Source organism: Shewanella sp. FeAMO, assembly GCF_053653955.1.
This window is the reverse complement of record NZ_CM132201.1, coordinates 4,271,878-4,287,059: the sequence shown is the minus strand read 5'-3', so window position 1 is coordinate 4,287,059 and position 15,182 is coordinate 4,271,878. Positions and strand designations below refer to the sequence as shown.

At 56.5% G+C, this 15,182-nt stretch carries 11 protein-coding genes and 1 pseudogene; 6 read left to right on the top strand and 6 right to left on the bottom strand.

What is annotated here, in order from left to right; all coding sequences use genetic code 11:
- Positions 1 to 3: 3 nt before the first annotated feature.
- Positions 4 to 621: a response regulator transcription factor gene (locus tag ACWAU4_RS19200; RefSeq protein ID WP_454290347.1), complete on the bottom strand. Its 618-nt coding sequence runs from the start codon at positions 619 to 621 to the stop codon at positions 4 to 6.
- Positions 622 to 857: 236 nt separating this feature from the next.
- On the opposite strand from ACWAU4_RS19200, the gene ACWAU4_RS19195 reads away from it, so the two are divergent.
- Positions 858 to 2,624, top strand: coding sequence for a sensor histidine kinase (locus ACWAU4_RS19195; RefSeq protein ID WP_129586083.1), 1,767 nt, complete (start codon positions 858 to 860; stop codon positions 2,622 to 2,624).
- 64 nt (positions 2,625 to 2,688) lie between these two features.
- Here ACWAU4_RS19195 and ACWAU4_RS19190 read toward each other — a convergent pair whose 3' ends face one another.
- The gene (locus tag ACWAU4_RS19190) at positions 2,689 to 3,600 is read right to left on the bottom strand and encodes a LysR family transcriptional regulator (protein ID WP_025889612.1); all 912 of its coding nucleotides are present in this window, start codon (positions 3,598 to 3,600) and stop codon (positions 2,689 to 2,691) included.
- A gap of 119 nt (positions 3,601 to 3,719) precedes the next feature.
- On the opposite strand from ACWAU4_RS19190, the gene ACWAU4_RS19185 reads away from it, so the two are divergent.
- Genes ACWAU4_RS19185 through ACWAU4_RS19175 form a run of 3 tightly spaced genes read left to right on the top strand, consistent with a single transcriptional unit; the run spans position 3,720 to position 6,427 of the window.
- A complete protein-coding gene (locus tag ACWAU4_RS19185) occupies positions 3,720 to 4,826 on the top strand; it encodes an alkene reductase (RefSeq protein ID WP_454290346.1) in 1,107 nt (368 codons plus the stop codon).
- Positions 4,823 to 5,404, top strand: a complete 582-nt coding sequence (locus ACWAU4_RS19180; protein WP_454290345.1) for an ester cyclase — start codon at positions 4,823 to 4,825, stop codon at positions 5,402 to 5,404. The genes ACWAU4_RS19185 and ACWAU4_RS19180 overlap by 4 nt, the downstream gene beginning before the upstream one ends.
- A 12-nt stretch (positions 5,405 to 5,416) precedes the next feature.
- Positions 5,417 to 6,427: a polysaccharide deacetylase family protein gene (locus tag ACWAU4_RS19175; protein WP_454290344.1), complete on the top strand. Its 1,011-nt coding sequence runs from the start codon at positions 5,417 to 5,419 to the stop codon at positions 6,425 to 6,427.
- A gap of 88 nt (positions 6,428 to 6,515) precedes the next feature.
- Here the strand turns inward: ACWAU4_RS19175 and ACWAU4_RS19170 are convergent, their stop codons facing one another.
- The 4 genes from ACWAU4_RS19170 to ACWAU4_RS19155 form a co-directional block, all read right to left on the bottom strand.
- Positions 6,516 to 7,658, bottom strand: a complete 1,143-nt coding sequence (locus ACWAU4_RS19170) for a putative sulfate/molybdate transporter (RefSeq protein WP_071238692.1) — start codon at positions 7,656 to 7,658, stop codon at positions 6,516 to 6,518.
- A gap of 291 nt (positions 7,659 to 7,949) precedes the next feature.
- Positions 7,950 to 9,350 (bottom strand): tetrathionate reductase family octaheme c-type cytochrome, encoded by a 1,401-nt coding sequence (locus ACWAU4_RS19165; protein WP_234520539.1) that lies wholly within the window; start codon positions 9,348 to 9,350, stop codon positions 7,950 to 7,952.
- Positions 9,351 to 9,362: 12 nt separating this feature from the next.
- Positions 9,363 to 11,090 carry a DUF3373 domain-containing protein gene (locus ACWAU4_RS19160; protein ID WP_221055495.1) on the bottom strand — a complete coding sequence of 576 codons (1,728 nt, stop codon included), beginning with the start codon at positions 11,088 to 11,090 and terminating at the stop codon, positions 9,363 to 9,365.
- Between the two features lie 120 nt (positions 11,091 to 11,210).
- Entirely contained in the window at positions 11,211 to 11,537 is a 327-nt protein-coding gene (locus ACWAU4_RS19155; RefSeq protein WP_025010197.1) for a c-type cytochrome, read from the bottom strand.
- Positions 11,538 to 12,106: 569 nt separating this feature from the next.
- Between ACWAU4_RS19155 and phsA the strand changes: the two are divergent.
- Positions 12,107 to 13,876, top strand: a pseudogene (phsA, locus tag ACWAU4_RS19150) (thiosulfate reductase PhsA); the annotation flags it as partial.
- An 89-nt stretch (positions 13,877 to 13,965) separates the two neighbouring features.
- On the top strand, positions 13,966 to 14,982 hold the full coding sequence (locus tag ACWAU4_RS19145; protein WP_039034405.1) for an IS110 family RNA-guided transposase: 1,017 nt from the start codon (positions 13,966 to 13,968) through the stop codon (positions 14,980 to 14,982).
- Positions 14,983 to 15,182: the final 200 nt, after the last annotated feature.

The window sequence follows — 15,182 nt, the reverse complement described above, 5'->3', positions numbered from 1 at the left end:
GGGTCAAACCAAGGGGGTGAACTTAATCAGTTCGGCAATACTGTGAACACCAAGCTTTTTCATGATCTTGGCGCGATGCACTTCTATGGTTCGCAGCGACAGATAGAGAGCTTCGGACATCTGTTTATTGGTCATTCCCTGCACCAGCAGCTGCAGTACCTGCTGCTCACGCTCGGTCAGGGTGGCGTATTTCTGCTGTAGTTGCTGCTGTTCATGGGTCTTGAGGCTGTAGTCGAAGGCTTTTTCGATGGCGGCGGCCAGCGCCTTGCCGGCAACCGGTTTCTGGAAAAAGTCGCAGGCTCCCTGACGAAAGGCGTCACCGGCCATCGGCAGATCGCCATGGCCGGTGAGAAATATGATCCCCAAGGGGCTGTTGGCCTCCAATAATCTCTGCTGTACCTGCTGGCCGGTGAGTTCCGGCATGCGGCTGTCGAGGATTACGCAGCCAGGCGCCTCCAATTCGGCGGCCTGGAGAAATGCCTGGCCGCTGTCAAAGGCTTGCAGCCGGTAACCGAATTGGCTCAGCATAAAGCCAAGTGAATCCCGGACGGCGGCATCGTCGTCCACCAAATAAAGCGCTGTGTCAGTCACATACTTGCCTCTCTCGGGTGAATAAGCCAATCCTAATCTTTGTCGCGACTGGGCTCAAACCCGGTTGTTGGCTTTTAGAGCCAGATCACTGAGGTGTTGGCCGACATTTGCCCTCCATCAAGTTATTTTTTCGCCGTCTGTATTAGCTTATCTTCATGGATGAAAGGGGAGTTGGAATGGCCAGAATATTAATCTTGATACTGTTGTTGGGGGCCGGGTGTGCTTCGGCTTCGGCGCAACTGTATGAACCGGCGACCGATGCCGAAATGGGTGACGAGCCCATAGAGGCTGTGTTTCGGGTCGGGGTACTGGCCAATCACGGGGTTGCCCAGGCAAAAGAGAGATGGCGCCCCATGATGCGTTATCTCAGCCAACAGCTGCCCGGCAATCGTTTCGAGGTGGAGCCGCTGACCTTTGATCAAATGAGCCAGCAACTGCTGGAGCACAGGATCCACTTTATTGTGACCAACCCGGGGCAGTATCTTAGTCTCAGCAGCAAGCTGCCCCTGTCCTGGCTTGCCACCATGCGCAGTCGCAAGCATCAGGGAACCACCTTTGCCATCAGCTCGGCGATCATAGTGCGGGCCGACAGCCCGGTGCGTAATATTGAAGAGCTGCGTGGTGCCACTGTGGTGGCCAGCGATCCTCAGGCGCTGGGGGGATATCAGGCGACAGTAGGCTTGCTGAATAAGCGTGGCTTTGCCGCCAAGCGTTTTTTCGGCGAGGTGCGTTTTCTGGGGTTTCCGCTGGAGCCTCTGGTTTACCAGGTGCGTGACCGCACAGTGGATGCCGCCATCACTCCCTTCTGTACCCTGGAAGAGATGGTGGAAACCGGCTTGGTGCAGCGCCAGGACTATCGGGTGATCAACGGCGTCAAGCCCGAGGGCTATGACTGTGAAACCAGCAGTGCCCTCTATCCCAACTGGTCATTTGCCGCCTCGGACCTGGTGCCCAGCCATATCACCCAGTCGGTGACCCGGGCGCTGTTCGACTTGCCTTCCGACTCTGAAGCGGCGATCAAGGCCGACACCATGGGCTGGACAGCTCCTATCAGTCAGCTCAAGGTGATCAAGCTGTATGAGGAGCTGGATCTCCACGGCGGCCCACCCCCTTTGTATGAAGCCGCCATCGACTGGGTACGCAAGAACAAAGAGTGGGGCGGAGCGCTGCTGTTACTGTTCCTGATCTCCACTCTCTACCACCTGTGGCTGGAGTACAAGTTCCGCCAGAAGAGCGAATTCTTGCTGGCAACAGAGCGACAGCTGCGGGATAAAGAGTTGCAACTGGAACGAATGCAGAGTGCCGCTATTCTGGGCGAAATTGGCGCCGGGCTGGCGCATGAGCTCAACCAGCCGATTGCCGCCATTACCCAATACAGCGAAGGCGCCATGATGGTGCTGGAGCAGCGCGCCGCCGAGGGCTGTGGCGAGCGCGCCGATGCCATGCGTGAGGTGCTGACCAAGATCAATAATCAGTCTATCCGCGCTGGGGCCGTGGTGCATCGTATTCGCGGCTTGTTGCGTCGGCGCCGGGCAGAATCTGAGCCTGTGGTGATAGAGTCGCTGCTCAGGGATGCACTGGCGCTGTTTCAGCGGCCGATGGAGCAGCAGGGCGTCGAGCTCAAAATAAGTCGTCGCGGGCCGGAGCGGCCATTGCTGGGGGATGCAGTGGGGCTGAGTCAGATGCTGGTTAACTTGCTGAAAAATGCCATGGATGCCCTGGATGCGGTATCGGGTAAACGGGAGATCCAACTCAAACTCGACTATCAGGCCGCGCCCCCAGCCGCCGGGACCAAGGGAGAGTGGTTGCTGTTGGAACTCTTGGATACAGGCACGGGGTTGAGCGCCTCGGCGGCGGAATTAATGCTGTCTTTCGCCACCACCAAGGAGGATGGATTGGGGCTGGGATTGGCTATCTGCCGCGACGTGGTGACCCAGCATAATGGTCATCTGGAGCTGGAAAACCGCCGCGAGTGCCGCGGCTGCCGAGTGCGGGTGTGGCTGCCTCTGGGGGCAACAGCCCTGAGCGAATAAAAGCCCAGAGCGAATAGAAAGTCCGGCGCTAATCCCGACAACACTGCGCAAGAATGGGCTAGGTTCAAATCAACGGAAAGCGCCGCTCAAATGTCTGAAACCTGTCGGCCAGAAAATCTATCACCCGCCGCACCTTGAAGCTGGGGTAGTCGGTATGCAGGTACAGGATTTGCAGCGGCACAGTCTCGCATTGCTGGGGCGAAAAAAGGTTAATCAGCCGCCCGGCATGCACATCTTCGGCGACATCCAACCAGCTCTTGAAGGCGATGCCCTGGCCCTCCAGGGCCCAGTCGCGAATGACGGCGCCATCATTGGCTATTCGCCTGCCTTTCACCTCGACGGCCAATGGGTTACCGGCTTCCGTGAAGCCCCAGCGTTGCCAAGGCTCGCCGCCACGATTGAGGATCAGCACCTTATGTTGGCTCAGTTCATGGGGCGTCTTGGGCCGACCATAATGGGCCAGATACTCAGGCGAGGCCACCGCCACCCTGTGCACATACAAGAGATGCCGCCGCATCAGGCTGGAGTCGCTCAAATGGCCGTACCTCAGTGCCAGGTGAACATTCTGGCCGATGAGATCTGTCAGCTGATCGCCGAAGAAATACTGCAGTGACAACTCGGGCGCCCCGGCCATCAGTTGGTCCAGCCAGGGACGTATCAGGCTGCGGCCCAAGTCCGAAGGCAGTGCCAACCTGACTTCTCCTTTGAGCTCGCCGCGGCTTTCCGCCAACGCCATGGCGGCGTTGTCCAAAAGCCCCATCGCCTGACGGGCGGCATCGACAAACACTTGTCCCTCTTCGGTGAGCTGCAGTCGCCGGGTGGAGCGGGCAAACAACTGGCTGCCCAGCTTCTTTTCCAGCCGCTGCAGTGCGGCACTGGCGGCGGCCGGGGTCATGCCCAGCTCGCGTCCGGCGGCAGACAGGCTCTGAAGTTCGGCCACCCGTAAGGCCAGTTGCAGATCATTGAGATGATACATTCAAAAATTATTTGAAAATAAGTTAAGTAATAGCCCAATTATCAATCAAGTTCGAAAGATAGACAATGAGCCTGTGAAGTGTTCCGGCGAGCTCGCCATTCAGTCATCAGGAGTTTCATATGTCACTGTTCGTTCCATATTCCCTCAAGGGATTGTATCTGTCCAATCGGGTGGTCATGGCCCCCATGACGCGTTCGCGCACCAGTCAACCGGGCAACATTCCCAATGCCATGATGGCGGAATACTACCGTCAGCGCGCCTCGGCAGGGCTTATCATCACAGAAGCCACCCAGATTTCCGACGACAGCCAGGGCTATTCCTTTACACCCGGGATCTACACCCAAGAGCAGCTGCAGGGATGGCGTTTGGTTACCCGCGCCGTGCATGACGCCGGTGGACGAATCTTCAATCAGCTTTGGCATGTTGGCAGGGTGTCTCACCCCGTGTTCCAGAAGGGAGATGCGCCGATAGCCCCTTCGGCCATAGCACCGACGGCGACTCAGGTGTGGGTTTCAAACGGCAGTGATGGTGGCCAGATGGTGGATTGTCCGGAACCCAGAGCCATGACCCAGGCTGATATCGACCGGGTTGTGAATGATTTTGCCAATGCCGCAGTCAATGCCGTTGAAGCGGGTTTTGATGGCATTGAGGTACATGGTGGCAACGGTTATCTGATCGATCAGTTTCTGCGGACCAACTCCAATAAGCGTAACGATGCTTACGGCGGCACTAAGGCCAACAGAGTGCGTTTCCTGCTGCAGGTGGTAGATGCCATCGCCGAACGCATAGGCCCGGAGCGGGTGGGGATTCGCCTGGCGCCCTATGTCACCTTTAAGGATATGGCTTGCCCGGAAATCGTCGACACCATACTCCTGGCGGCGGCCGAGCTTAACAAGCGAGGAGTCGCTTATCTGCACTTGTCTGAAGCCGATTGGGACGATGCGCCTGAGATTCCCGAAAGCTTTCGTCGCAGCCTGCGTCATGCCTTTCCAGGCTGCATCATAGTGGCCGGTCGCTACGATCTTGAGCGCGCCGAGACAGTATTGGAGCAAGGCTATGCCGATCTGGTGGCCTTTGGTCGCCCCTTTATCTCCAACCCGGATCTGCCCAAACGTTTACAGCTCGGTAAGCCGCTGGCGCCGCTCGGCATTGGCCCACTGTTTGGAGGCGGCGCCGAGGGATACACAGATTATCCGGCGTTGCAGCCTCTTGAGGTGGGTCAATGAAGCGGGAAAGCCCGGCGCTCAATGCGTCTCGGGCCTTGAGCCGCGCCGCTATTTGGCCGGCCTTGCTCTGTAGCGCTTTGGCCTTAAGTGCTGCATCAGTAGTGGCCAGACCGGCTGCTTTGGCAACAAACCTGCCTGTGCCCAAGGTTCTGGTGACAGATGGCAGTCAGGCTGAGGCCGAGATTGTTCAGGCGGCCCGTCTTTACGCCGCATTTTGGAACAGTGGCGATCCGGCCTTTGCCCGTGCAGCCCTGAGTGAGCACTTTGTCGATCGTACACTGCCAAGCGGGCGGCCCCAGGGACTTGGCGGGGTATTACAGGCATCAGAGGGCTTCAGACAGGTGGTGCCGGATCTCAGCGCTGAGATTGAGCATCTCCTGGTGGCCGATGACTATGTCACTGTGCGTCTGAGGTTTCGTGGTCATTTCAGTGGCCAATTTGGCGAGCAGCAGGGTCAGGGGCAGGCGATAAATTTTCAGGCGGTGGATCTCTACCGGGTTAAGCAAGGCCGTATTACAGACAACTGGCATCTGGAAGACTATCAGAGTCTTTTCTCCCAGATGAATCTCAAGCCTTAAGGAGCAAAGAGTATGCATTCACGCAGACAATTTTTAATGGCCGGTGGCGCTCTGGCTGCCGGTTTGGGTCTAAGTCAAACCGCCGTGGCCGCTGGTGGTATGAGCACGCCCATGTTGCTTCCAGGGGCAGCGGCCGCTGATGGCAAAAATAACCCAGCAGGCAAGCGCCATTTCTGGCCCAATGGTGAGCGCCTGGTTATCTCCATCTCAATGCAGTTTGAAGCGGGAGCCCAAGGGGCAAATGCCGAAGGGCCGTTTCCCCCCATGGAGCCGGGTTATGTTGATACCATCACGCCGACTTGGTACGCCTACGGCATGAATGAGGGGATCCCCCGGCTTTTGCGACTGTGGGACAAACACGGTATCAAGGTGACGTCGCACATGGTGGGGCGGGCTGCTGAACTGGCTCCTGAGCTTGCCAGAGCCGTGGCCGAGCATGGTCATGAGATCTCCGGCCATGGTCAGAGTTGGACGCCGCAGTACAGCATGAGTGAAGCCGAAGAGCGCGGCTCCTATGAGCAGAGTATTGCCACTCTGGAGCGGATCACCGGCCAGCGGCCGTTGGGGTTCAACGCCTTTTGGATGCGGCATACCCCCAAGACGCTGGAGATACTGCAGCAGCTCGGTTTTATCTATCACATAGATGATCTGGGCCGCGACGAGCCGTCGCTGCTCCCTGTCAAAGGAAAGCCGTTTGCCGTGGTGCCCTATAGCCTGCGCAACAACGATATAGGCCGCTTCGGCGGCAATACAGCCATGACAGCCGCGGCCTTCCTGCAGGAACTCAAGGATGAATTTGACTGCCTTTATCTCGAAGGGGCAGACCGCAGACGCATGATGTCCATCAGTGTTCACGACAGGATAGGCGGTGCCCCCGGAATCGTCAGCGCACTCAATTCCTTCCTCGAGTATGCCAAGTCTCATGCAGATGTCGGTTTTATGCGTAAGGATGAGATTGCCAGGTGGGCCTTGAGCCAAAACGATGTGCCGCTTAATCCGCCGCGACGCTTTCCGGCAGGCTAAGTGGCCCGGCAGATAACGCCTGCCATCGAGTCTAAAGCCACCATCCCGGGCTCAGTTTGAACCGGGATGACGGCTTTGTGGATTGAGATCAGCGCAGTGCGCTCAGGGTTTGCCACTGACGGCGGCCGAATTCCAGCACCACACCTACAGCCAGACCGGCGGCGGCATTGACGGCCAGGCTCACCACAGCGGTCGCCAGGATAACAAAGATACAGAAAGGCTTGCCGTCCAAGAGGCGTTTGGACCAGGCCAACTGCAAGCCGGCGGTGGACAGCAGACTACCGAGAATAGCCAGCGGAATAAGGCTCAGCAGCCAGGCCACGTTTTCCCCCCAGGAGAGGGCTATTAGCAGGCAACTGCCGCCGAAGATCAGCGGCGCCCACAGGCGGCGGGCACCGAAATGGTATTGCACCGCCAACCCACCGGCACCGTGGCACATGGCCGAAGCACCGAAGGGGCTCAGCAGCAGATTGGCCAGGCCAGAGCTGGTGGCAAAGGCCTGGGGGCTGAAACGCTTGCTGTCTTCGGGGAACTTCTCTTTGGCCATTACTGAGGTGGCGATAACTGCATTGGTCAAAGTCAACGCCAGTTGCGGCAGCACCAACAGGGTCGCCGCGGCGCCCCAGTCATTTAACTCGGGCCAGCTCAAGTGCCAAGGCGTATTGTTGAACACAAAGCTGCTGTCGCTGCCGCCTTGCTGGTATTGCCACAGCATGCCGAGGGCAATCACCAAGGGCATGGCCAGATAGCGCAGCGGGATAAAGCGGGCAAAGAAAATCAGTGCGAAGGCGCCGAATCCCAGCACAGGCTCGTCGGCCATCATCTTGAAACCCATCCACAACAGTTGCAGCCCTATGGCCAGTTGGATACCGACACTGACAGCCTGGGATATTTGCCGCGACAGCCAACTGATGGCGCCGGAGGCCGCCAGTAACAGCAGTATTACTCCCATCAGCATGGCGCTGGCTTGCATCATGCCGGGTGTCAGCCCTTGGGCAATGACCAGGGCGGCAATCACCTTCATGGGTTGCACGGGAATGGGGCGGCGATAAAACAGGGCGGTGGCCAGGGCAAAGAGACCGAAACCGAGAAAAATGCCTTGGGGGGAAAACTGATTCAGGGCGATTAGCCCAAGCACAAGAGGAAGAAAGGTTCCCAGATCGGCAAAGGCGCCGCTGAGCTCACCCAGGGAGCGGTTTAATGAGGAAAAAGTCTTGCCGTTTGTTGTCATTGCACTTGCCACAGAAAAGGATACCCAGACAACGCAAGAAAAATGCCATTTTTTGTAGGGAGTTGCATCATCAATGACCCGAATTTACCGTCATAGTCTAATTCAGTGTAGTGCCGCTTGGACACTTTGGCCCGATTCTGGGTCTAAATGTCTTTTTTAGGGATAAGTGGCATCTCGTTTGGAGAGTACCAGATGAGAGAGTACCAGATGAGAGAGTGGCAGATGAGAGTGACCGGCTCCCGGGAGGCAGGGAGATGCGGGAGCCGGTCTTCAGGGCTTGCCTGAATCTGCTCAGCGGGCGTGGCGAGCGCCGCCTTTGTGTTTCATGGGGTCGTCCTCATAGCCCAGCGCCTGCCAGTCGAGGCGGTCACCGCCGTTGTGGCAGTCGGCGCACTTGAGAGCTTCACTCTTGGGCGAGACCATGTGGTTGATACGCCACCACATTTCGGTTTGAGCAAAGCCGTACTGACCGCTGTAGCTGATACCCTTGGCCTGCATGGGCTCACTGGCGGCCATCCCTAAGCGAATCGCCTTATCCCAGTCAAACTCAGACCAGAAACCGCCCTTGCCATAGGTCTTGGGATTGAGCAGCACCTTGTTGACCTTGTCGTACACCTGCTTGCCTGTGTGCACCTTGAAGGGGTAGATCTTCGCCTTGGGATCCTGAATGTCACCCAAGGGGAAGGTCAGACGGGTGACCTGCTCGGGATCCATCTTGTCACCGGCCATATAGGCATCGGCGCGGCCGTTGTACCAGGCGTAGCTGGGCTTGACCATCTTGCCCCAAACGAAGCTGCCCTTTTTCTTGGCGTAGCTGTGACGACCATATTGATCCAGGCTCTCTTCCCTGTCTTCACCGGCAGTTGACCAGTCCCAGTGCAGCTTGGTGGGTTCATGGCGGGCAAAGAAGGGAATGTGGCAGGTCTGACAGGCCACAGTGGCTGCGTGCTTGTTCAGCTGTTTGTTGCCGTGTGGTGCACTGTCGTGGCAATTGTCACAGCCGATATGATCTTCACCGCCGGGGGACACACCCATGGCGTTACCGCCGATCATATGCTTCTGGGTGGTGTGGCAGTCCTGACACTGGAAGTCGTTGCCATCGCTGTCCATGTGCACATCCGTGGCCTTGTCCGGGTAGGCCATGGAAGAGTCGAGGTCGCCATGCTTGACCGCATCTCCGCCGCCACCGTAGAAGTGGCAGCTGCCGCAGTTATCCCGCACCGGCTTGCCGACATTCTGGGCGACCCGCAGCAGATCCACTGTCTTGAATACCTCTCCGGCCGCGACGGGATCTTTGACATAGGTGCCCGTGGTGTCATGGCACACCAGGCAGTCCACCTTGGTCTTGTCCTTGAAGTCGAAGCTGTTGTCTTTCCAGCCGTAACCGGCATGGCAGCCGGTACAGCGAGGTTCGTTACCGGCAATGGAAACACAGAAGTTGTTGATGGAGTTTTTCTTGCCCCGTTTGACTGTGCGTCCGGGCAGTTCCTGCTCCAGCTCCCAGGTCCAGTGGGATGACAGCATAAAGTCATCGGCGTCTTTTTCATGGCACTCAAGGCAGGCCTGGGTCACTTCCGAGCCTGTGTTGAAGGGGCCCTTGAGCACTTCTTTGTGGGGGCCGCCGGCCTGGGCTGGGCTCAGGAGGCCGAGCCAGAGTGCCGTGGCTATAAATGGCAGATAAAATGTTTTCATCTGTGTTCCTCCCTAGAAATTCACTGTCAGTGAGGCGTTGATATCCAGCGCCGTATCCACCACGGGCAATAACGAATAGGCGCTGCCGTCCAGCACATCATCCACCTTCACAGGTGCACCCACGGGCGTGCCCGAGCCAGTGTATTCATAGTCGTAGTAGAGCCCCGCCAGCTTGATAAACATCCTGGGATTGATGTCGAAGATGTAGTAGGCCTCGGCCACATGGCCGCGGGTGGCCAGCTTGCTGCCGACCGGGTCGTCCTGGGCCTGGGTGAAGGGCGTCCAGTACTTGGAGCCATAGTTGTATTCCAGACCGAACTTGCCGTAAGGCGCCGGGATCTGCATGCCGATATAGATGCCGTAACCATCGTGGGAGGCATCGGACTCGGCGCTGGATGGCACCAGCAGCAGTTCATCGCCACTGCTGTTGAGCTCTGCCTGGAACACGGCGTCGGTCAACATGCCGCCGAACATGCCGGCGTTGCCGTTGCTCTCGCCGCGGGTCCAGCCGAAGGAGGCAAACAACTTGAGATCGTCATCGGATTCATAGGCATAGCCCAGGCCGCCGAGGTACATGTCGCCTATGACCCCGCTGGGTTGCACCCGGGTAACAAAGTTGAAGTTGTCGAATTTCTGCAGATCGCTGTAGAGGGTGGGGGCGAAAATCCCGGCCAACTCGTTGGGGAAGGCCATGGTGCCCTTGAAGCCGTCGTTGATATCCCGCGCGGCAAATAGGGTCAGCTGCAGGAAGTGGTTACCGTCGTTGATCACATCAATGTTGAAACCGCCCAGATGGGTGTCCTTGCTGACGGTATCGCCATAGAGCTCGCCGTTGCCCCATTGGGACTCAAAGCCCTGACCGTAACAGAAACGCACCACCTGGCCTTCTATCCCTGTGAGCTCTCCAAGCTTGTAGCCCAGAGTGGCGCCGTCAAAGTTGAAGTTGACCAGGTGCCCGGAAGGGGTGCCGCCACGCTTTTCATTTTCCCGGTAGTGGCTCGGCGGACCATAGGTGGAGGGGCGACGGCCGACAGACAGATAAAACTCGCTGCCGCCGATGTTTTTCCAGTCAAAGTAGGCGCGCTCGACCCGCAGCCAGTCGCCGCTGGGATTGCCTGAGTTGGTGCCGTCCATGGTGAAGGAACGCCAGGAATCAAACACCTGCACACCGGTGGAATCGCCCCAGTCCTTGAACATTGTCAGGCGTCCGGCAAAGCTGACGTTGTCCCACACCTTGGCCTTGAGATCGAGCCGCAGCCGGGTGGTGTAGAAGATGTCATTGTCTATGTCGCCACTGCTATAAGGCGCCAGCACATAGGGCATAACGCCTTGCAGTTGTCCCTGGGCAAAGGCGTTGGCCAGCTCAGGGTTGGCGGCCATCATCTTGCCAAGGGGCGAGGTGGGGTCCATGGGGTTGCCCAGTTCGCCGGCCATGGCTTTGGCGCCGAAGTCGTTGAAGTCCATCTTGATCGCCGGATGCCAGGTGACATTGCCGTAGTGCAGCGAGTGGGCTCGGGTGCGAAAGTCGCCGCTGATCTCCAGTCGATCGAGCGCCGTGTGCCGCTCTGTCTTGTCCACCCGGCTGTTGAGTATATCCAGCTCTTCGGTGATCTCCTGCAGTTGCTGTTTAAGCTCGCGGATCTTGGTGCTGTCATCCAGTTCCCCGGCCTGGAGCTGGGGGCTGCCCAGCAGAGCCAAACCCAGTGCCTGGGCCACCGCCAGTGCGATAAGAGTGCGCATAGTTGATTCTCCTGACCGGCCTTGCCGGTCGTTTTCAGGCAGCAAGCAGCCCTGGGGTAACCCCATACTTGGCTTGCAAGCTGTAAATTTAGTTAAGTGATTGGCGCCTATGCGCTCGGATCAACCGCAGGTCTGGGGTTGATCCGAGTCGGCGGCATGGTCGTACAGGAACTGTTGAATATCCTTGAGTTCCTGCTCAGTTAAAGGCTGAAACGCCTCGGGTTTGGCTTTGTGTTTGTCTCTGGCGAAGAATCTGTCCCATTGGCTCATGGTCTTGCTCATGGGAGTCAGTTCGCCACCTATGCCTGCTTTGCTGTGACACTCTTTACAGACTTTCTTGTACAGGTGTTTGCCTTTCTTGGGGTTGCCGCCGTCGGCTGCGGTGGCGCCTGTGGCCAATGCACAGGCTAAAAGCAGAAGGCCGAGTTTGCTGCTGGTGTTCATCATCTATTCCTCTGGGGTGACCGCCCGCTCCGTTAATGGGCTGTTATTTTATGTGTCCTTGCGGTTGTCAATTTAGCAATCCTGAGGTGCGTCAGCTTTGAACTGGATCACCTTCATAAAAATAATCTAATTGATAAAAATATCATTGAAATAAATCTAATGGATTGGATGGTTTTATACTTGCAATGTATTGATTTGTTTTGTTTTTAATCTTTATCTGTTGACCTGTTAGAGAAGCCGTGAGTGGGATTTATAGCGGTTTTTTAGGCGTGATCAGCTTAACGTTTGTGAATATTTGTCGCGGCTAAAGTTGCATTTGTTAACTCTTGGAGTGCATCTACAGACTCTTTTCTCATCAATCTGGGGCAGGATTCCCTTCACACTTTCACGCCCTTTCCGGCGTCTTTGCGGGGGCTGGATCACACTCGCTCCCCCTATGTGGTTTACCACAATACCCACAGAAATTTAATGGGTAAACAATGAGCTCAAGCCGCTGTAGTCAAGCGGAATCCAATTCAAACAATAACCTGTGTGAGCGACCTTTTCCCAAGGGGGAGAGGATGGAGGTAACCATGATAGAGCTTGATAGGCGCACCTTTCTGAAAGGGGCTGGAGCCGGAGGGGCAACCTGTGCCCTGGCCGGAGTTCTGCCCGGTTCGCTGGCGGCTTTGGGGCGTAGCCCACTGACCGGCAGTGCCACTGAAATTGCCAGTATGTGTGAGATGTGTTCAACTCGTTGCCCGATTTCGGCGCGGATTGTTGATGGCAAAAACGTCTTTATCAGCGGTAACAAAGAAGCCAAATCATTCGGCGGCAAGGTCTGTGCCCGTGGTGGCGCCGGTCATAGTCTGCTGTACGATCCACAAAGGATCGTCAAACCACTCAAGCGCGTCGGTGAGCGCGGCGAAGGCAAGTGGGCCGAAATCAGCTGGCAGGAAGCCTATCAAACCATCGCCAGCAAGCTGAATCAAATCAAGGCCGAGCATGGCCCTGAAGCCGTGGCGTTTTCCTCCAAGTCAGGCTCGCTGTCCGGACACCTGTTCTATTTGGGGCAGGCTTACGGCAGCCCCAACTCCTTTACCCATAACACCACTTGCCCAGGTGGTTATGTGGTCGCCGCCAAGGCGATGTTCGGTACCAAGGTGAAGCGGGATCTCTCCAACTCCAAGTACATCATCAACTTCGGTCATAACCTCTATGAGGGGATCAATATGTCCGAGACCCGAGGTCTGATGAAGGCCCAGGCCGACAAAGGCGCCAAGTTGGTGGTGTTTGAACCCAGGTTCTCTGTGGTGGCCGATAAGGCCGATGAGTGGTATGCCATTCGTCCCGGCTCGGATGTGGCCGTGGCCCTGGCGCTGTGCCATGTGCTGATTGCCGACAACCTTTATGACAAGGCCTTTATCGAGCGCTATGTTGAAGGTTTTGAGGCCTTTGCCGCCGAGGTTAAAGCCTACACCCCTGATTGGGCTGAGAAAATTTCCGACGTACCCGCCGCAGATATCCGCCGTATTGCTCATGAGTATGCCGCCGCTGCGCCCCATGCCGTGGTCGACTTTGGCCACAGATCTACCTTCACTCCGGAAGAGTTCGATATGCGCCGGGCGCTGTACGCCGCCAACGTGCTGATCGGCAACCTGGAGCGTAAGGGTGGCCTCTACATGGGTAAGAAGGCCGGCAGCTACAACAAGTTTGCCGGTGAGGCTGTGGCCCCTGAGCTGGGTAAGCCGGGCGTCAAACTGCCCAAACCGCAAGCCAAACGCATCGACCAGATGGATGAGCAGTTTGCCATGGCCTGGTCCGGCGGTGGTATCTATCAATCAATCATAGATGCGACTCTGGAAGCCAAGCCTTACCAACTGCGAGCCTGGGTCATGAGCCGCACCAACCCCATGCAGACCATGACCGACCGCGCCAAGGTGGTTGAGAGCCTGAAGAAGATGGAGTTTGTGGTTTCCTGTGATGTTTATATCAGTGAAACCGCTGCATGGGCCGACATCATACTGCCCGAATGCACTTACCTGGAGCGGGATGAAGAAGTCGCCGACAAGTCCGGCAAGAACCCGGCCTACTACCTGCGTCAGCAAGTGGTGGATGTGATTGGCGATGCCAAGCCTTCCTGGCAAATTTTCCGTGAACTGGGCATAGAGATGGGCCTGGAGCAGTACTATCCCTGGGAAAACATGGAAACCCTGCAATTCCTGCAGGTGAATAAAGACGCCAAGTTGCTGCAGCACATCAAGGACAAGGGCTTTGTCAGCTACGGCAAGCCGTTGATGCTGCGCGAACCCAAGATGGTGGCCGATTTTGTTGCCGCCTACCCCAACGCCAGAGCCATGGATAATGGAATGGACCCATCCCCTTTTAACCGGCCTCGCAATGGGCCACGATGAAGTTGTTGAAAGTCATCTGGAAAGAGGATGGGTCCACTATGAAGATTACAACCATCGGTTTGGATATCGCAAAGTTGGTGTTCCACGCTGTTGCGGTCAACAAAGCAGGTAAGCTGGTGCGCAAGAAAATGCTTAAACGAAAAGAAGTGCTCGGTTTTTTCGCTAAGTTGGAACCTTGCCTGGTCGCGATTGAAGCCTGTGGTGGCGCTCACTATTGGAACAGGGAAATTACTGCCCTTGGTCATCAGGTTAAGTTGATCCCTCCTCAATATGTCATTCCCTATCGGCAGGGAAATAAAAATGACTACAACGATGCCCTTGCCATAGCGGAGGCGGCTCAGCGACCAAACATGCGCTTCGTGCCCGCCAAATCTATCGAACAACAAGATGTGCAGATGTTGCACAGGGTTCGTGAGCGACTCACACAGCAAACCACCGCCTTGGTGAATCAGGTTCGAGGCATGTTGGCCGAATATGGCATCGTGCTGGCAAAGGGAAAAACGGCCTTTCGCAGTCAATTGCCCGACATTTTGGAAGACGGTGAGAATGCACTCACAGCCAAAGGTCGAGCGATTTTCCATGGACTGTATAATGAGTTTGTCGAACTTGAGAACAGGCTGAAAGGGTGTGAAAAGCAGGTATTGCAGGAAAATGCTGATAATCCTATCTGCCAACGATTAGGCACCGTCTTGGGCGTTGGTCCTGTCACTGCGACGGCATTTTATGCCGCTGTTGGGGAGGGGAAGGCATTTCACAATGGCCGCCATTTTTCAGCTTGGTGCGGTCTGGTGCCCAGGCAGCACAGCAGTGGCGGCAAGGATAATCTGCTGGGGATCAGTAAGCGAGGCAATGCCTATCTACGAACCTTGTTCATTCATGGTGCCAGGTCCATTTTGCGTCACTGCGAGCACAAAACCGATAAGCTCAGCCTGTGGGCGAAGGCCCTCGTGGAGCGTCGAGGCTTTAATCGCGCCTGCGTTGCAGTAGCCAACAAGCTTGCCAGAATTGCCTGGGTCATAGCGGCCAAAGAAGAAACGTATCGGCCGGCGACATGAAGCTTATAAATCAGGTTGTGAAGTAAGATAATGCAAACCTATCACCAAGTTGCGGTGACAATTGATTTGATGATGAGACAGTCAGACTGTTCTACTTAAAACCTGTTGAATCCATAGGCTCATCGTGAAGCCGCAAGGATGATGAGGAAAGTAGAAGCACATATCCATCAGGGCCAGAGATTTAACTCAGTAACAGGCCG